The 17,187-nt window shown below is 71.7% G+C and carries 19 protein-coding genes; 13 read left to right on the top strand and 6 right to left on the bottom strand.

Annotated elements, in window-relative coordinates:
• Positions 1-5: 5 nt before the first annotated feature.
• The gene (locus tag ACYVOM_RS09280) at positions 6-644 is read right to left on the bottom strand and encodes a TetR/AcrR family transcriptional regulator (protein ID WP_460302840.1); all 639 of its coding nucleotides are present in this window, start codon (positions 642-644) and stop codon (positions 6-8) included.
• Between the two features lie 197 nt (positions 645-841).
• On the opposite strand from ACYVOM_RS09280, the gene ACYVOM_RS09275 reads away from it, so the two are divergent.
• Complete coding sequence (locus ACYVOM_RS09275; RefSeq protein WP_460302839.1) at positions 842-1,801, top strand: pirin family protein; 960 nt, start codon at positions 842-844, stop codon at positions 1,799-1,801.
• Between the two features lie 52 nt (positions 1,802-1,853).
• On the opposite strand, the gene ACYVOM_RS09270 is transcribed toward ACYVOM_RS09275, so the two are convergent.
• Positions 1,854-2,420 carry a nucleosidase gene (locus tag ACYVOM_RS09270; protein ID WP_460302838.1) on the bottom strand — a complete coding sequence of 189 codons (567 nt, stop codon included), beginning with the start codon at positions 2,418-2,420 and terminating at the stop codon, positions 1,854-1,856.
• Between the two features lie 127 nt (positions 2,421-2,547).
• Here ACYVOM_RS09270 and ACYVOM_RS09265 point away from each other — a divergent pair, with 127 nt between their 5' ends.
• Positions 2,548-3,351 (top strand): thioesterase family protein, encoded by an 804-nt coding sequence (locus tag ACYVOM_RS09265; protein ID WP_460302837.1) that lies wholly within the window; start codon positions 2,548-2,550, stop codon positions 3,349-3,351.
• Between the two features lie 77 nt (positions 3,352-3,428).
• Here the strand turns inward: ACYVOM_RS09265 and ACYVOM_RS09260 are convergent, their stop codons facing one another.
• Positions 3,429-3,938, bottom strand: coding sequence for a PaaI family thioesterase (locus ACYVOM_RS09260; protein ID WP_460302836.1), 510 nt, complete (start codon positions 3,936-3,938; stop codon positions 3,429-3,431).
• A gap of 179 nt (positions 3,939-4,117) precedes the next feature.
• On the opposite strand from ACYVOM_RS09260, the gene ACYVOM_RS09255 reads away from it, so the two are divergent.
• Positions 4,118-5,794 carry an adenylate/guanylate cyclase domain-containing protein gene (locus ACYVOM_RS09255; protein WP_460302835.1) on the top strand — a complete coding sequence of 559 codons (1,677 nt, stop codon included), beginning with the start codon at positions 4,118-4,120 and terminating at the stop codon, positions 5,792-5,794.
• Positions 5,795-5,934: 140 nt separating this feature from the next.
• On the opposite strand, the gene ACYVOM_RS09250 is transcribed toward ACYVOM_RS09255, so the two are convergent.
• A complete protein-coding gene (locus ACYVOM_RS09250; protein WP_460302834.1) occupies positions 5,935-7,137 on the bottom strand; it encodes a PucR family transcriptional regulator in 1,203 nt (400 codons plus the stop codon).
• A gap of 264 nt (positions 7,138-7,401) precedes the next feature.
• On the opposite strand from ACYVOM_RS09250, the gene ACYVOM_RS09245 reads away from it, so the two are divergent.
• The 5 genes from ACYVOM_RS09245 to ACYVOM_RS09225 are packed head-to-tail and all read left to right on the top strand — an operon-like array spanning position 7,402 to position 12,156.
• Positions 7,402-8,220 carry an ABC transporter ATP-binding protein gene (locus tag ACYVOM_RS09245; protein ID WP_460302833.1) on the top strand — a complete coding sequence of 273 codons (819 nt, stop codon included), beginning with the start codon at positions 7,402-7,404 and terminating at the stop codon, positions 8,218-8,220.
• Position 8,221: 1 nt separating this feature from the next.
• The gene (locus tag ACYVOM_RS09240; RefSeq protein WP_460303001.1) at positions 8,222-8,989 is read left to right on the top strand and encodes an ABC transporter ATP-binding protein; all 768 of its coding nucleotides are present in this window, start codon (positions 8,222-8,224) and stop codon (positions 8,987-8,989) included.
• Positions 8,986-9,873: a branched-chain amino acid ABC transporter permease gene (locus tag ACYVOM_RS09235; RefSeq protein ID WP_460302832.1), complete on the top strand. Its 888-nt coding sequence runs from the start codon at positions 8,986-8,988 to the stop codon at positions 9,871-9,873. The genes ACYVOM_RS09240 and ACYVOM_RS09235 overlap by 4 nt, the downstream gene beginning before the upstream one ends.
• A complete protein-coding gene (locus ACYVOM_RS09230) occupies positions 9,866-10,906 on the top strand; it encodes a branched-chain amino acid ABC transporter permease (RefSeq protein ID WP_460302831.1) in 1,041 nt (346 codons plus the stop codon). Before ACYVOM_RS09235 ends, ACYVOM_RS09230 begins: the two co-directional genes overlap by 8 nt.
• A complete protein-coding gene (locus ACYVOM_RS09225; protein ID WP_460302830.1) occupies positions 10,903-12,156 on the top strand; it encodes an ABC transporter substrate-binding protein in 1,254 nt (417 codons plus the stop codon). Before ACYVOM_RS09230 ends, ACYVOM_RS09225 begins: the two co-directional genes overlap by 4 nt.
• A gap of 113 nt (positions 12,157-12,269) precedes the next feature.
• Here ACYVOM_RS09225 and ACYVOM_RS09220 read toward each other — a convergent pair whose 3' ends face one another.
• The gene (locus ACYVOM_RS09220) at positions 12,270-13,103 is read right to left on the bottom strand and encodes an aldo/keto reductase (RefSeq protein ID WP_460302829.1); all 834 of its coding nucleotides are present in this window, start codon (positions 13,101-13,103) and stop codon (positions 12,270-12,272) included.
• Between the two features lie 68 nt (positions 13,104-13,171).
• Here ACYVOM_RS09220 and ACYVOM_RS09215 point away from each other — a divergent pair, with 68 nt between their 5' ends.
• The 5 genes from ACYVOM_RS09215 to ACYVOM_RS09195 all read left to right on the top strand — a co-directional run bounded on the left by ACYVOM_RS09215 (position 13,172) and on the right by ACYVOM_RS09195 (position 16,369).
• Positions 13,172-13,852 carry a helix-turn-helix transcriptional regulator gene (locus ACYVOM_RS09215; RefSeq protein ID WP_460302828.1) on the top strand — a complete coding sequence of 227 codons (681 nt, stop codon included), beginning with the start codon at positions 13,172-13,174 and terminating at the stop codon, positions 13,850-13,852.
• 122 nt (positions 13,853-13,974) lie between these two features.
• Entirely contained in the window at positions 13,975-14,913 is a 939-nt protein-coding gene (locus ACYVOM_RS09210; protein ID WP_460302827.1) for an NBR1-Ig-like domain-containing protein, read from the top strand.
• Between the two features lie 135 nt (positions 14,914-15,048).
• Positions 15,049-15,456, top strand: a complete 408-nt coding sequence (locus tag ACYVOM_RS09205; protein ID WP_460302826.1) for a spore-associated protein A — start codon at positions 15,049-15,051, stop codon at positions 15,454-15,456.
• Positions 15,457-15,501: 45 nt separating this feature from the next.
• On the top strand, positions 15,502-15,912 hold the full coding sequence (locus ACYVOM_RS09200; protein WP_460302825.1) for a spore-associated protein A: 411 nt from the start codon (positions 15,502-15,504) through the stop codon (positions 15,910-15,912).
• A gap of 22 nt (positions 15,913-15,934) precedes the next feature.
• The gene (locus ACYVOM_RS09195; protein WP_460302824.1) at positions 15,935-16,369 is read left to right on the top strand and encodes a spore-associated protein A; all 435 of its coding nucleotides are present in this window, start codon (positions 15,935-15,937) and stop codon (positions 16,367-16,369) included.
• Positions 16,370-17,017: 648 nt separating this feature from the next.
• Here the strand turns inward: ACYVOM_RS09195 and ACYVOM_RS09190 are convergent.
• Positions 17,018-17,185 (bottom strand): hypothetical protein, encoded by a 168-nt coding sequence (locus tag ACYVOM_RS09190; RefSeq protein ID WP_460302823.1) that lies wholly within the window; start codon positions 17,183-17,185, stop codon positions 17,018-17,020.
• Positions 17,186-17,187 lie beyond the last annotated feature (2 nt).

The following is a 17,187-nucleotide window of genomic DNA, read 5'->3' as shown; positions in this document are numbered from 1 at the left end:
GTCTTTCACACCGGTTTGCGGAGCAGCCCTTGGCGTGCCGCCGAGGCGGCCACCGCCGCGGCCCGCCTCGTGTCGACCTCCTCCACCGGCTCGCAGGAGATGTAGAGCCGGTAGTACAGGGGCGCCGCGGCCTGCCGGACGACCTCCGCGGCATCGGTGTCGGGGGGCACCTCGCCGCGCTGCACCGCCCGCTCGACGATCACCGCGCCGATCTCGGCGCGGGTGCGCAGGGTCGAGGTGGCGAAGGTCTCGCGGGCGGGACCGTGCCCGAGGGCCGAGCCGACCAGCACGTCCATCCATGCGCGGTACGGCGGGGTGTTGAACAGCTCGACGATGGCGCGGGTGAGGGAGATGAGGTCGCCTTCCAGGTTCCCGGTGTCCGGAACGGTGAGGTTCTCTTCCATGACGGCCTGCGCCGCGTCGGCGACGACCCCTTCGAGGCTGCCCCAGCGGCGGTAGATCGTGGACGGGGCCACGCCCGCCCGGATCGCGATCTTTTCCACGCCGGTTCGCGAGTAGCCGACCTCGACGAGCTCGGTGAGAGCCGCCTCGAGGACGCTTCTCCTGGTCCGGGCGGTCCGTCCGCCCGGCCGCACCGTGCCCGGTCGAGGTCCGGACAGGGGAAGAGGATCACGTTGTCGCATGGAGTCAAGCCTTCCGTCACGTCTGTCAGAAGGTAACGCAACGTCCTTCGCGTTTGTCACACTGCCCCCGAAAAGCAGTCCATTCGTGACCGATCGCCCAGTGAGATCGTCCCGGGTCCTGGTCCGCACCGCCGGAATATGTTTAAACTTCAATCAGTTATAGCCGGTGGAACCGCTTCCGCCAGAAGGAGGACGACATGCCCGCCGTCACCGTGGAGAACCCGCTCACCCTGCCGCGTGTGCCCGTGCCGGACGCCGCCGCCGACACCCCGCGCCCCGTGCTCGGTGTGACCAACGCCCCGAGCGGCCTCGAAGGCGAGGGCTTCCCTGTGCGTCGTGCCTTCTCGGGCGTCCACATGCGGCACCTCGACCCGTTCATCATGATGGACCAGATGGGCGAGGTGGATTACGCGCCGGGAGAGCCCAAGGGCACCCCGTGGCACCCGCACCGCGGCTTCGAGACGGTCACCTACCTCATCGACGGGCAGTTCGACCACCAGGACTCCGCCGGGGGCGGCGGCAAGATCGGTCCCGGGGACACCCAGTGGATGACCGCCGGCTCCGGCCTCCTGCACATCGAGGCCCCGCCGGAGTCCCTCGTCATGAGCGGCGGCCTCTTCCATGGGCTCCAGCTCTGGGTCAACCTGCCGGCCAAGGACAAGATGATCCAGCCGCGCTACCAGGACATCAAGGGCGGCAACATCAAGCTGCTCACCACACCTGACGGCGGTGCCCTCCTCCGCGTCATCGCGGGCGAGGTGGACGGCAACCACGGCCCCGGCATGACGCACACGCCCATCACGTTCATCCACGCGACGGTGAGCCCGGGCGCCGAGGTGACCCTGCCGTGGAACCCGGCGTACAACGCGCTCGCCTACGTGCTCTCCGGCCAGGGGACCGTCGGCACCGCGCACCGGCCGATCAAGGGCGGGCAGCTCGCCGTCTACGGCAAGGGCTCCAGCCTCACTCTGGCGGCCTCCGCGGAGCAGGAGGTGAACAGGCCCGCCCTGGAGGTGGTGCTCCTCGGCGGTCTGCCCATCGGCGAGCCCGTGGCGCACTACGGCCCGTTCGTCATGAACACCCAGGCCGAGCTCCAGCAGGCCTTCGAGGACTTCCAGGCCGGACGGCTCGGCGTGATCCCCGCCGACCGGATCTGACCCTCCGGCCGAAGGCGCGTCCTGCGGGGCGCGCCTTCGGCGTCCGCGCTCGCTACAGGTGGGTGGAGACCCAGGCCGCGAGGTCGCGGGCGCAGTCGTCCACGGACTCCTTCCAGGTCTTCGCCGAGTCGTCGTCCGCGCCGTCGCTCACGTGCTTGACGAGCCGGACGGGCACGCCCGCGGCCGCGGCGGCGGCGGCGACCGCGTAGCCCTCCATGTCGACGAGGTGGGCGTCCTCGGCGAGGCGCAGCCGGACGTCCTCGGACGACACGAAGACGTCGCCGGTCGCCAGCACGAGGCCCTCGGACCTGAGTTCGAGCGGCTCCCCCGTCGGGCGCCCGGTGAGGGCGCTGATCCCCCTGCCGTCCAGGTCGTGCTGGATGACCCGCGCGACCTCGTGCGTGCCGCGCACGCCGCTGCGCAGCGCTCCGGCAGTCCCGAGGTTGATGATCTCCGCGGGGAGGTGCCGGGCGAGGACCGCGGCGACCGCCACCGCCGCGTTGACCTTGCCGATGCCGGTGAGGAGGACGGGCAGTTCCCGGTCGAGGTAGGCGGCCTCCTCGTCCGCAGCGACGACGAGCAGGGGGAGGTCGGGGGAGATGATTCCGGTGAGCCGCATGAGCGCACGCTAGCGCCTCGACCTGCACGTTCCGGTCTCGATCCGCGGTCGGAGCGGTAGCGCCCCGGGCGTCTGCCGGAACAGGAACCGAACTACACTCGGTTTCTTCGGGTTGAGGAGGAGGGCCATGTCGAGGTTCGTGGCGGACACGACCAGCACCCTGGTCGACGGGAGGATCGCCGCCGAGGTGTCCGCGGAGTGGGGCACCGGAGGACCGGCGCCCAACGGCGGCTACCTCCTCGCCCTCGTGGCGCGCGCGTTGGGCGGCACGCTCAGGCACCCGCACCCGCTGACGATCACCGCGCACTACCTGAGTGCGGCGACGCCGGGTCCCGCGGTCATCGAGACCGAGACGCTGAGGGAGGGCCGCACCCAGACGACGGCGATGGCCAGCCTGGTCCAGGACGGCAAGGAACGCATCAGGGTGCTCGCCGCCTACGCCGACCTGGCGGAGCTGCCGGACGACGTGCGCACCACCGCGAAGCCCCCCGTGCTCCCGCCCGCGGAGGAGTGCTACGCACCGCCGAAGGAGTTCGCCGACGTCGTCACGATGATGCGGCACACCGAGGTCCGGCATGACCCGGCGACCGCGGGCTGGGCCCAGGGGAGGCCGTCCGGCGTCGGGCTTCTGCGCAGCTGGCTCCGCCTGGCGGACGGCACGGAACCCGACCCGTTCATGCTGCTCTACACCGTCGACGCGCTCCCGCCCGTGGCCTTCGAGATGGCCCTCGGCGGCTGGGTGCCGACCCTGGAGCTGACGGTGCACCTCCGGGCGATGCCCGCGCCGGGCTGGCTGCGGGTGCAGGCCGAGAGCCGCAACCTCGCGGGCGGCCTCATCGAGGAGGACATCGAGGTGTGGGACAGCGGCGACCGCCTCGTCGCGCAGGCCAGGCAGCTCGCGAAGGTCCGCCTGCCCGAACAGGCGAAGTAGGGCGCCGCCCGCTGCTCCGAAACGCGGAACGGCCGGTCCGGGAACGTTCCCGGACCGGCCGTCGCGTCCGCGCGGCGCTAGCGCTCCTGTGTGAAGTGCACCGCGGGCACCTCGACGAACAGGGCGGCGGCCTCGACGGCGACGGGCCCGTCCGGGGCGTCCAGCCTGCCTTCGGAGCGCAGGTAGATCTTGCGTCCCTCGACGCCCGTGCACCATGCCTTGAGGTAGACGGTGGAGCCGACGGGGACGGGCTTGCGGTAGTCCGTCTCGAGGCGGCCCGTGACGGCCATCCTGCCGAGGCTCCAGGCGGCGGTGCCGAGGATCTCGTCCATCGCGGTCGCGAGGAGGCCGCCGTGCGCGAGGCCGGGGGCGCCCTGGTGCCGTTCGCCGACATGGAAGTGCCCGTACACGGCGGTGCCGTCGGACGAGGTGCGCTCGACCTTGAGGCCGTCGGCGACGTCCTTGCCGCAGGCGAAGCAGCCGTCGTAGATGCCGGCCGACATGAGGTCGTCGGGCGAGATGCGGCCGAGGTCCTGTGCGGGGATCTGGGCGCCGGGCGGCGGGGTGGTCACGGGCGAGGCGGTCATGGAGGTCCTCCGTGGAAGTCCCGCATATATTACTGACTGGTACGCACTCACTTGCTGAACTCTCGTGTGGAATCCGCCATAGTGCGCGAACGCGCTAAAAGCCGACCGCGAAGTTGTGACCTGCGGCCTTTCTCTCCTCCCGCGCCGGTGCGTAGAGTGACGCGCGCGGAGGTGATCGGGTGGACCGAGAGCAGATCGCGCAGAGCCTCGACTCCCTGCAGGAAAGGCTCGCGGGCATGCCCGGCGTGCCGAGCCTCCTGGAGATCCGGGTCCGGTGGATCCTCACCACGGCCATCGTCTGCACCAACGCGGTGGGCGCGGCCGTGGTCCTCGTCTTCGTCCTGCTCGTGCTGCCGAACCCCGAAGGCGTGGACAAGCTCCACCCCAACGCGGACATCGTCAACCTCATCGCCTTCGTGGGCTACCCCGTCGTCGCCGTGCCGTTCGCGGTCTGGTGGGCGCTCAAGGTCTTCGCCCCCATCCGTCGTCTGGTGAGCGAGCGAGGGACACCGGACGCCGAGCAGCGGAATGCCGTCCTGCTCGGTCCCGCGCGGCTCAGCCTCATCCAGGGCGCGCTGTGGGTCGCGGGAGCGACCGGCTGGACGATCCTCAACTCCTTCTACGGGCCGCTCATGGCGTTGAAGATGGGGATGACCTGCCTCCTCGGCGGCATCACCACCATCGCCCTCGTCTACCTGATGGCCGAGCGGCTGCTGCGGCCCGCCGCCGCCCTCGTCCTCGCCGCCAAGCCCCCGCGCCAGCACCTGTTCTCGCGGGTGCGGACCCGCGCCATGATCGCCTGGGCCGTCGGCACCGCGGTGCCCATGCTCGGCCTGATCGTCATCGCGATCGTCGCGCTCACCGACCCGGACTTCGACTCCTACGAGGCGGCCCGGTCGGGGCTCGTCCTCGGCTGCATCGCGCTGGCGATCAGCTTCCAGGTCACCTGGTGGGTGTCCCAGGCCGTCGGCGACCCCATCAAGACCGTACGCGAGGGCATGGCGCGGGTCTCGCGCGGCGACCTCGACACCGAGATCTCCGTCTTCGACGCGAGTGAACTGGGCCAGCTCCAGGCGGGTTTCAACACGATGGTCACCGGTCTGCGGGCGCACGAGCGGCTCCAGGACCTGTTCTCCCGGCACGTCGGCAGCGACGTCGCGGAGCTCGCGCTGAACTCCGACATCTCCCTCGGCGGCGAGGAGAAGGAGGTCGCCGTGCTGTTCGTCGACCTCGCCGGATCGACGCGCATGGCGGCCGAGCGCCCGCCGGACGAGGTGGTCGCGCTGCTCAACCTCTTCTTCGGCGTCGTCGTGGACTGCGTGAACCGCAACGGCGGCTGGATCAACAAGTTCGAGGGCGACGCCGCGCTGGCCATCTTCGGCGCGCCCGCCGCGCTGCCGGGAGCGGGCGGCCACGCGCTCGCCGCCGGCCGCGAGATGGCCGTGCTGCTGCGCGAGAGGGTGCCGGAGGTGACGGCGGGGATCGGCATCTCCCGCGGCCAGGTCGTCGCCGGGTACATCGGCGCCGAGCAGCGGTTCGAGTACACCGTCATCGGCGACCCGGTGAACGAGGCGGCGCGGCTCAGCGACCTGGCGAAGAACGAGCCGGCGCGGGTGCTGGCCTCGGACCGGGTGCTGGAGGACGCCTCGGAACCCGAGCGGTTCCGCTGGGACACCGGGGCCCCGATCACGCTGCGCGGACGGCCGAGGCCGACCGTGCCCGCCCATCCCCGGACCCCGGCCGAGAACGCGATGCCCCTGCCCGAGTTGATCGCCTCGGCCCGGAGGCTGCGCCGCCGCCGCTTCCTCCCGTTGCTCCCGCTGCTGCGGCCGCCGCGCCGCGGCGGCGGCGAATGAGTTGTCCACAGGCCGCTGCGCGATCTTGAAGAGAATCGCGCAGACTGGTGCGTGGACGTCCGGGGGGACGTCGCGGAAGATCTCTCGAGGTGGTGGCGATGGGGTTCGTGTGGTGGTTCTGCCGGAAGGTGTGCGGAAGGTCAGCGCAGGGCGCGCGCGGTGAGCGCCGCGGCGAGTTCGGGGCCGGAAGGGTCGAGGCCGGTCAGCGAGGCGATGCCGCGCAGCCGGTAGTCGAGGGTGTTGCGGTGGACCTGGAGGGTCTCGGCGGAGCGGCGCCGGTTGTGCCCCTGGTCGACGTAGACGCGCAGCGTCTCCATGAGCTCGGGGCGGTCGTCGAGCGGGTCGAGGCGGGCCGCGAGCTGGGCGAGGCCGTTGCCGGGACGCGCGATCTGGTACTCCAGCAGGACATCGGTCATCCGGTACAGGCCGGGCGGCCTGCCCAGCCGCCGCACCAGTTCGGCCACCTCGGCGGCCTCGCGCAGTGCCCCGGGGATCGCCTCGGCGCACGGGGCGGGCGCGGTGGTGACGGTCACGGCCCTCCCCGTCGCGACGACGATCCGGTCCACCAGCCGCGCCAGCGGGTCGGCCGCGCCGTCGTCGGCGGGCCCGGTGCGCTGCGCACGGCCCGCGTTGGGGCCTTCGCCCTTGGCGGGCAGGAGCGCGGTGCCGGAGATCCCGTCCAAGACCGCGAGCACAGGGGATTCGGCGTGCGCGTCGAGCACCGACTGCACCTGCCGCGTCAGCTGGCGCGCCGCCGCGAGGTCGGGATCGGGATCGCCGCGCAGCACCAGCACGTCGTAGGCCGCCGCCAGCGGCACCCCGGCGCGCAGTGCGGGCTCGTCGGCAGGAGCGCCCGCGAGCAGCGCGTCGAGCACGGCCCGGCGGGCGGCGCGCAGTTCCCCGTAGCGCTCCCTGCCCTCCTGCGCGTGCGCGAGCGCGACGGCGGGCACCACGGCGCGCAGATAGGCGAAGAAATGCAGCGCGAGCGCGCCCAACTCGCCGGCCTCCTCCTCGGCCGCCTCCTCCACGAGCGCCTGCCAGCACAGCTCGATCGCCAGGTGGTAGGCGGTGAGCACGGCCTCCAGCGGCACACCCTGCTCGGCCCTGCGCGCCGACCATTCGATCACCTCGGCCCGCTCGCCGACGGTGAAGGTGCGCTGCTCGCGTAGCGTCCCCACCGCGATCCGCAGGTTCGCCTCGATCGCCGGGCGCAGCTGGCCGTCGAGCACCTCGCGCGGCTGCTCGGCGTAGAACGGGACCCGTCTGCCGAACTCGTCCACGAGCCGCGACGCCAGGTCCGGCAACCGCTCGGCCAGCCACAGGTGAAGTCTCGGTTCGCTCACCGGTCCGATGCTGGCGCGGCGGCCCCGCCCGGTCCATGGCGGCCCGCACTCGGCTGGCGGGCCCGGTTGTGCCGCTGCCCAAGGCCCTTCGGCAGGCCGCACAGGCCGGTGGGGAGCGGTCGGGTGTCGTCCCTGGTCGGCCGCAGTCCACAGCCTGTGGATTGTGCGTACGCACAGGACGCCCGGCACATAAGGGTCGGAGGCCTATCGCCTCGGCGGGCGCCGGACGCGCATCATCCTCGCACCGTCTGTGAGGAGGATCATGTGAAGACGTCAGCCGTGCGAGACGGCACAGCCCTGTCCGTGCGCGACCTGACGGTCTCCTATGGCAGGGCGGTGCGGGCGCTGCACGGCGTGTCGCTCCAGGTGCCGAAGGGCGAGGTCGTCGCGGTCCTCGGCGCGAACGGGGCCGGCAAGACGACCCTGATGCGGGCGATCTCCGGGGTGCTGCGCTTCCACGGCGGCCTGGTGACGGGCGGGCACATCAGCTCGGCCGAGACCAGGCTGACCAAGGCGGCGCCGCACCGCATCGTGGCCGAGGGCATCGTCCAGGCGCCCGAGGGGCGCCGGGTCTTCGGGCGGATGACGGTCGAGGAGAACCTGCGGGCGGGCGGCTTCCACGCCCCGGCCGAGGTGCGCAAGCGCGTCTTCGACCTCTTCCCGATCCTCGCCGAGCGGCGCGCCCAGCGCGCGTCCCTGCTGTCCGGCGGCGAACAGCAGATGCTCGCCATGGGCCGGGCCCTGATGGCCCGCCCCAAGGTGCTGCTGCTCGACGAGCCGACCCTCGGGCTCGCCCCGAAGATGGCCGAGCACATCGCCCGGACCATCACCGAGATCAACCGCCAGGGCACCTCGGTGCTCCTGGTCGAACAGAACGCCGCGCTGGCCCTCCGGCTGTCGACCCACGCCTACGTGCTCGACGTCGGCGAGGTCGCCCTGGAAGGACCGTCGGCCGAACTGGCCGCCAGCGACGAGGTGCGCCGCCGCTACCTCGGCGTGTCCGACGAGCCCGCCCCGGTCTTCCGGACCAGGCGCGGCATCGCCAAATGGGAGCCGGCGGGGAGAGGTGCCGCAGGTGAGTGAAGTGCCCGAACTCGTGGTCGACCGACTGACCGTCCGCTTCGCCGGGATCGTCGCGCTGGACTCGGTGAGCTTCACCGTCGCGCCCGGCACCCTGCACGCCGTCATCGGCCCCAACGGCGCCGGGAAGTCGACGTGCTTCAACGTCCTGTCGGGGGTCTACCGGGCGACGTCCGGCAAGGTCACCTTCGGCCGGCGCGAACTCACCTCGATGGCGCCGCACCGCGTCGGCGCGCTCGGCATCGCCCGGACGTTCCAGAACCTCGCGCTGTCCCCGCTGCTCAGCGTCGAGGACAACCTGATGCTCGGCAGGCACAGGCTGATGCGGGCCGGGCTCGTCCGGGCCGGTCTGCGCTGGCCGGGCGCCCTGCGCGAGGAGCGGCTGCACCGCGAGCGCGCCCGGGAGATCGCCGACTTCGCCGGAATCGCCCACCGGCTCGCCTCACCCGTCGGCGCCCTGCCGTACGGCGACCAGAAGCGGGTCGAGCTCGCCCGCGCGCTGTGCGGCGAGCCCCGGCTGCTCATGCTCGACGAGCCCGTCGCCGGCATGAACGCCACCGAACGTCTGGAGATGGCCGAACTCGTCCATGCCGTCCGCGAGTCCCTCGGCATCTCCATCCTGCTGGTCGAGCACGACATGGGCCTCGTCATGCGGCTCGCCGACCACGTCACCGTCCTGGACTTCGGACGCCGCATCGCCTCCGGCACCCCCGCCGAGGTGCAGCGCGATCCCGAGGTCCTCCGCGCCTACCTGGGAGAGGAGGCCTCATGACCAGGCTCATCGAACTGCTCATCAACGGGCTCAGCCTCGGCTCGGTCTACGCGCTGATCGCGCTCGGCTTCGTCGTCATCTTCCGGGCCACCGAGGTCGTGAACTTCGCACACGCCTCGCTGCTCCTGCTCGGCGGCTACGTCACCGCGGTCCTGCACGAGGACCTGGGCTTCCTCGGCGCCCTCGTCGTCGGCGTCGCCGCCGCGGCGGCCGCGGGCGCGCTCATCGAACTCGTCCTGCTGCGCCGCGCCAAGGCCCGCCGCGACGTCGTCGCCATCGCCACCATCGGCATCGACATCGTGCTCATGGCCGAGCTCAGCAGGAGGCTCGGCACCGAGGTGATGTCGCTCGGCGACCCCTGGCAGGACAGGGTCGTCGTCCTCGGCGGCGTCACCATCGCGCAGACCCGCATCGCCGCGCTCGTCGTGGCGGCCGTCCTCATCACGCTGTTCCTGCTCGCCTTCAAGTACACCCCCTGGGGCGTGTCGATGCGCGCGGTCGCCGAGGACGCCGAGACGTCCGCGCTCATGGGCATCAGGCTCGGCCGCATCTCGATGTCGGCCTGGGCGGTCGCCGGCGCGCTCGCGGCCGTGGCCGCGGTCTTCATCACCGCCTTCCCGACACCGGGCCTCGACCGGACCAGCTCCCTCGCGGCACTGAAGGCGTTCCCCGCGGCGATCCTCGGCGGACTCGACTCCGTCACCGGCGCGCTCGTCGGAGGGCTGCTCATCGGCGTCACCGAGGCGCTCGTCGGCGGCTACCAGAACGACCTGACGTTCTTCGGCCGCGGCCTCGGCGACGTCGCCCCGTACGTCGTCATGATCGTGATCCTGCTGGTGCGGCCGTCGGGCCTCTTCGGCACCCGGGAGGTCTCCCGTGTCTAGGCTCAAGTACCTCCCGCTGCTCCTGCTGCTGCTTCCGCCCTTCTACCTGGAGCTGTTCTGGCTCCAGGCCGGCCTGTTCGTCATGGCCGCGGCGATCGGCGCGATCGGCCTGAACCTGCTGACCGGATCCACCGGACAGCTCTCCATGGGCCACTCGTTCTTCCTCGCCGTCGGCGCGTACGGCTACGTGTACTTCGCGGGAGAGGACACCGGCGACCTCGTCGGGCTCGGGCTGCCACCCGTGCTCGCCGCGGTCTGCGCGGTCGCCCTCGCCGGGCTCGCGGGACTGGCGTTCAGCCCGATCGCGGGCCGCCTCACCGGCGTGTACCTGGGCATCGCGTCCCTCGCGCTGATCTTCCTCGGCCAGCACGTCCTGTTCAACGTGCACGACGTGACCGGCGGCTACAACGGTCGGGCCGTGCCGCCGATGGAGGTGCTCGGCTTCACCTTCGACGGGTCCGGTGACCTCGTCCTCCTCGGCATCCCGTTCGGCGCGCTGGAGAAGCTGTGGTTCCTCGGGCTGCTCCTGCTCGGCCTCGCCGCCCTGTTCGCGCTGGGCGTCCTCAAGGGCCGGCCGGGCCGCGCGATGAACCTCATCCGCGACCAGCAGACCGCCGCGGGCGTCCTCGGCATCCCCGTGGCGCGCACCCGCGCCGCGGTCTTCACCCTCTCGTCCATGTACGCCGGGCTCGCCGGGGTGCTGCTCGCGCTCACCTTCCAGCGGGCCGTCCCCGACTACTTCGGCATGCTCCTCGCGCTCGACTACCTGGCCATGATCGTCATCGGCGGGCTCGGCTCGGTGTCCGGCGCGGTCATCGGGGCGGCCTTCGTGACGCTGCTCCCGCAGCTGCTCACCCGCTACAGCGACGCGCTGCCCCTTGTCGCCCCCACCGGAACGGGCGGCATCAGCCCGTCGGACGCCGCCCGCTACCTGTACGGCGCGGCCGTCGTCGGCATCGTCCTCTTCCTCCCCGCGGGCCTGCGCGGCCTGCGGCTCCCCTCCCTCACCCCCCGCAAGGAGACCACCCCATGAAGATCAGGAATCTCGTCGCCGGCCTCGCCGTGCTCGCCGTGACCGCCACCGGGACCGCGTGCAGCGGCAAGTCCACCGAGGACGGCGGCGGAACCGGCGCCGACGGCGTCAAGACGGGCCCCGGCGTCACCGCCGACAAGATCACGCTCGGCGCGCTCACCGACCTCACCGGCGTCTACGCCACCCTCGGCAAGAGCATCACCCAGGCGCAGCAGCTCTACTTCGACGAGCTGAACGCCGCGGGCGGCGTGTGCGGCCGCGATGTCGAGGTCCTCGTGCGCGACCACGGCTACGACGTGCAGAAGGCCGTCGGCGCCTACACCGAGATCCAGCCGAAGGTCGCGGGCCTGCCGCAGGTCATCGGTTCGCCCATCATGGCCGCGATCGCCGGGAACGTCGCCACCGACAAGCTCCTGACGGTCCCTGCCGCGTGGCCGTCCGCGCTGCTGAAGGCCCCGTACGTCCAGGTCGTCGGCAGCACCTACGAGATCGAGATGATCAACGGCATCGAGTTCCTCCTCAAGGAGAAGGGCATCAAGTCCGGCGACAAGATCGGGCACGTGTACTTCGAGGGCGAGTACGGCGAGAGCGCCCTCGCGGGCTCCAAGTACGCCGCCGAGAAGGCCGGACTGAAGATCGTCGAGCAGCGCATCAAGCCGACCGACACCGACATGACCTCGCAGGTCAGCGCGCTGAAGGCCGAAGGCGTCAAGGCGATCCTCATCAGCGCGGGCCCGCGCCAGTCCGCGTCCCTCGCGGGCGTCGCCGCCGCGGGCGGCTTCATGGTGCCGATCCTCTCCAACAACCCGGGCTTCAGCCCGCAGCTCCTCGCGACCGCCGCCAAGCCCGCGCTGGAGGCCAACTTCCACCTCATCACCGCCGCCTACCCGAACGACTCCAAGGAGCCGGGCATGACGGCCCTCGTCGCGGCCTACGAGAAGAAGCACCCGGGCGAGGCGCTCGACGGCGGCGTCACCTTCGGCTACGTCTCGGCGATGGTGTTCGGCGAGGCCCTGAAGAAGGCCTGCGACAACAAGGACCTCACCCGTGAGGGCATCTACAAGGCCCACCAGTCGCAGAGCGCCTTCGACACCAAGGGCCTGATGCCGCCGCTCGACTTCTCCAAGCCCGGCGACGTCGGCACCCGCGTCTCGCTCATCCAGAAGGCCGACTCGACGGTGAAGGGCGGCCTCACCGCGGTCGGCGAGCCCATCACCTCCGAGGCCGCGAAGGGCTACACCTTCCAGTGACACAAGCCGGGCATCCCGCCCGGCAGCCCGTCGCGGAGCCGTTCGCTGAGGGGACGGAGCCCCGGACGTCCCGCGCGGCGTCCGGGGCTTCACCCTGCTCTAGGACGAGGCACTCAGCCCAGGAGTTCGAGGTCCTCGGGGTCGAGCTTCAGCCCGGCCGCGGCCTGGTTCTCCGCGAGGTGCTCCAGCGAACCCGTTCCGGGGATCGCGAGCGTGACGGGCGAGGAGGCGAGCGCCGCGGCGATCGCCACCTGCGCGGGCGTCGCGCCGTGGCGGGCGGCGACGGCGGCGACGCTCTCGGAGGAAAGGGCACCGGAGTCGATCGAGAAGAACGGCACGAAGGCGATGCCCGCCTCCGTGCACTCCGCGAGGAGGCCACCGTGTCCGGCGGGGTTCTGCACGGCTGCGACGGGCGCGATCGCCCGTGCCTCGGCGAGCTGCGCCGCGTCGACGTTGCTCACCCCGAGATGCCCGATCAGGCCCTCCTCGCGCAGCGCCGCGAGCGCCTCGAACCGCGCGCCGATCGACTCCCCGCCCGGGCCGTCCATGCCGCCCACCCGCAGGTAGACCAGATCGAGGCGGTCCAGGCCGAGCGCGGCGAGATCGGCTTCGACGAGCGCGCGGAGGCCGTCGGGTCCGGCCTGGCCGGTGGGCAGCCCGCTCGTGTCGCGCAGCGGGCCCACCTTGGTCGCGATGACGAGTCCCGCGGGATACGGGTGCAGCGCGTCGCGGATCTGGCTGTTCGCCATCGTCTGCCCCAGGCCGTAGAACCCCGCGGTGTCGATGTGGTCGACACCGAGCTCCACGGCGCGCCGCAGGACGGCGACGCCCTGCTCGTAAGGCCGGGCGGGCGAGCGGAAGGAGCTGCGCGCGAGCCGCATCGCCCCGAAGCCGAGCCTGTTGATGGTGAGGTCGCCGCCGAGGGCGAAGGTCGCAGTCGTGGTCATACCGCTCACCCTTCCCCTGCGGCGCCCGCCGAGGCGACCTTCTGGCAGTAACCTGCCAGACTGGGCGCATGCGAGACGATCAGGTCTTCTCCGTCAGCGGCGACGCCGAACTCGTCGCCCGCGCCGGGCACCTGTTCGCCGGCGTCCGCACGGAGTTCGCCTGCGCGGCGCGCGACCTCGCGACCTGGGCGCTGCCGGCGGCGCGCGCGGCGGTCCGCGACCGGATGGGGCACGGCTCCCTCGCGACCCGCAAACTCCTCGGCCCCCGGGCCCTCGCCACCGAATCCGACCGCGCCCATCTAGCCGAGGTCCGGTCGCGCGGCGCCCAGATCCGCATCAGCGCCGCGGCCCTCGCCCACGAGACGATCATCCTGGATCGGCGCGTCATGATCATGGCGGAGCGTGAGGTCCCCGGCGTCCCGCGCACCTACACCGTCACCTCGTCGCCGACGCTGGTCGCGGGCATCCTGTCCCTGTTCGACGCGGTCTGGTCGGCCGCGGGAGACCCCGCGGCCTACCTCCGTGCGGAGACGCCGCACCTCGCCCCCGACGACCGCCGCGTCCTCGACGCGCTCGCCGCGGGCCTGACGGACGAGGCCGCGGCCCGCCGCCTCGGCACCTCGCTGCGCACCTACCGGCGCCGCGTCGCCGCCCTCATGACCGTTCTGGAAGCCGACTCCCGCTTCCAGGCGGGTGTCCGCGCCGCGACGCTGCTGGCGCCCCGCCCCGACGGGCCTTCCGGCAAATAAGGGACGAACCCTTCCGGAAGGGAAAGCGCGCAGAAATCCCCACAGAAGGGGACGGGCAACGCCTTCAGGATGGGTATCGTCGGCCACGCGATCTTGATTTGGCGGTCTACCGGACGGGAGCCATGCGAGAACCAGCGGCTGACGGGCAGGGGCGGCGCGGGCGGAAGGCCAGACGGCCCGACCCCGGAGAGGGCCCGGTCGCGGCGTTCGCCGACCGGCTCTGGCGGCTCAAGGTGGAGGCCGGCGACCCGTCCTTCGCCGAGATGTCCGCGCGGATGGGCGCGGCCGCGTCGAAGTCGACGCTGGCCGCCGCGTCCCAGGGCCGCACCCTCCCGAGCTGGGGGACGACGTGGGAGTTCGTCCGGGTCCTCGCGGTCGACCGGCTCGGCAGGGAACCCGAGGAGACCGAGCGGGAATGGCACGAGGACTGGCTCCGCACGCGGGCCCTCGCCGAAGGGGCCTTGCCCGAGACCGCCGTCGGGTCCGCTCCGGAGGCCGCCGAAGCCGTCGCGCGCGACGCCGACACCGCGCAGGAGCGGGAGGAGACCGAGGTGCCGGTCGCCACGACCGGGCCTCCGGCCACCTGGAGGCCGCCCGCGAAGAGGTCCCGGCTCCAGGCGGGCACGCTCCTCGCCGGCGGGGCGCTCGCCGCGCTGGTCGCCGTAGCCGTCCTCGTACTCCCCGGCCGATCCGACGACCCGGCCCCGCAGAAGACCCGGATGCAGGTCGACGACTCGGTCTTCGAAGGCGACATCACGATCCCCGACGGCACCCGGATCGAACCCGGCGCATGGTTCGAGAAGGTCTGGCGACTGCGGAACACAGGGACCGTCGCATGGCACGCCCGCTTCCTCATGCGCGTGAACGAGACCGCGTGCGATGCCCCGGAACGGGTCGAGATCCCGCCGACGCCGCCCGGGCAGAGCGTCGACATCCGGGTGCTCGTGCAGGCTCCCGAAGAGCCCGCGGCCTGCCGGATCTACTGGAAGATGGTCGACCTCGAAGGCCGCACCCTGTTCCCCGGCAAACGGCCGATCTTCCTTGACGTAAGCGTCGGATGAGCCGCTGACCTGCGCGGTTATTTGTCCTGAGTTCGTCCGAAGCCGTCGGACGGGATCCGGACGAAGATCACTGGCTTGGTTCCGGCCCGGCATGCCAGCGTCGAGCGCACCGACCCCGAACGAAGGGACTTCGTCGTGCGCATCTCCCGGAAGACCTCGGCGCTGGGCCTCACGGTGGCCGCGGCGGCAAGCGTGTTCGCCGTCGCGTCACCCGCGTCCGCCGCGCTCTACGGAGGACAGTGCGGCTCCGGCTACAACGTCGTGGGAGTGAACGACTTCCCCGACGCACGCGGCACCATCTACCTCACCTACAACGCCTCGACGGGTAAGAACTGCGTCGTCACCATCCGCGAGGTGCCGGGCGCCGCCGCCCCCATGGACGCCTACCTGCGCCGCTCCGGCACCACCACCTGGGTGGACGACCCGGGCAACTGGACCACGTACGCCGGGCCGGTCTACGTGTCGGCGGCGGGCTCCTGCGTCGACTGGGGCGGCACCATCGGCACCCAGTCCCGCACCCGCTACGGCACCAACTGCGGCTGACCCGACCGACCGTCCCGCCCCGTCACGAACGCCTGGAGGACTGTTATGAACGTCAAGAGGACCGTCACCACCGCCGCCCTGTCCGTCAGCGCTCTCGCCGCGACCCTCGTCGCTGCGGGCCCGGCCGCCGCCGCCACCTACGGGGGCGAGTGCGGCTCCGGCTACAGCGTCGTCAACTCCGCGGCCATCGGCTCCAAGGGCACCGTGTTCCTGACCTACAGCTCGGCCACGGGCAAGAACTGCGTGGTCGCCAAGCGCAACACGGTGGGCTCCGCCGTCCTCATCGAGGCCGGTCTGTCCGTGAGCCCCGTCGGCACCCACTGGCCGGCTTACGACGGCAACTACTACACCTCCTACGCGGGCCCGATCTACGTCTCGGCCGCGGGCAAGTGCGTCGACTGGATGGGCCGCATCACCGGCACCGAGGCCGGCAAGCGCGGCACCAACTGCGGCTGACCCCGAAAGGAAACGGATTCCGATGAGCATGCTCAAGAAGACCGTCGCGGCCGGCGCCATGACCGTCGCCGCGACCGCCGGCGTCGTCACGATCTCGACCGCCGCCTACGCCGAGGCCTACTGCGGTTCCGGCTACACCACGGTCGCCTCCGCCCCGGTGAACAACCAGTACGGCGACACCTGGGGCCGCGTCTACCTGACCTACAACAGCTCGACCGGCAAGAACTGCGTGACGACGGTCAAGACCGCCTACGTCGGCACCGCGTCCTTCACCTCGGCCCAGCTGATGATCCAGAACGGCAACAGCTACTACGACCAGGGCTACTACAGCCAGTACGCCGGCCCCCTCTACGGCTCGGCCGCCGGCAAGTGCGTCATGTACTGGGGCTCCGTCACCAACCCCAGCAACACCATCGGCGCCGGCGGCGGCCGCATGTCCTGGGGCAACTGCGGCTGACCCCTGTTCCCGGCCCCGGCAACGGGGGCCCGGCGGCCGGGAACACCCACCTTCCAGGCCCCTCCCCCGACGGGAGGGGCCTCCTCAACCACCACACCCGAACGCCCCCACGGACCCGCATGCCCACTCCCGGACCCCGGCCTGGGTCCCGCCCACGCCCACGTTCGTTGTCGGCACCCGTTGTCCGCAGGCCGGAGGATGACGGGGCATCGGACTTCTTCGAAACCCGCGGGCGGGCCCCGGAACGTCCTCACCCCTCCGCCGCGCAACACCCAAAGGCGGCGCTCAGCCCGGCCTCAGTGAGCGAGCGTACGAAGCCCCGGGTCAGCCGTCGCAATACCCCCGCTCGCTGACCGGTCACCTCAGAGCAGATTCAGAGAAGCATCGGCGAACACGCCAAGGAGAAGGGCCCCTCCCGAACCGGAAGGGCCCCTTCTGCGATGGAGCCGCCTAAGGGAATCGAACCCTTGACCTACGCATTACGAGTGCTATCGGGAATGGTTCGCCCGGTGTCGGTCAGGTTCGCAGTGCCTGGTCAGAATGGGTGTGCGTACTCCGTTGAACGTGTCCGTCACGGGGTGAACTGCAACCAGAATTGCAACTGGAGAAGGGGCGGCTGCCGAGGGGCGGCGGCCCCTTCTCGGCGTTTCAACGCGAGCTGCTGTCTCCGCAGTCCTCGTCGGCTAGGAACCGATCGAGGCAGTCATTCAACACGTCCGCAACGGTCTTGCCCTGATCGGCGGCCTTCTCCTTGACGGCCTCCCAGCGCTCATCGGAGACGCGGAGTGTCCGGCGCGGGTTCCCCTTGGTGGGCATCC

The sequence above is a fragment of the Actinocorallia aurea genome (assembly GCF_054783995.1).
This window is presented reverse-complemented; position numbering and strand designations above follow the sequence as displayed.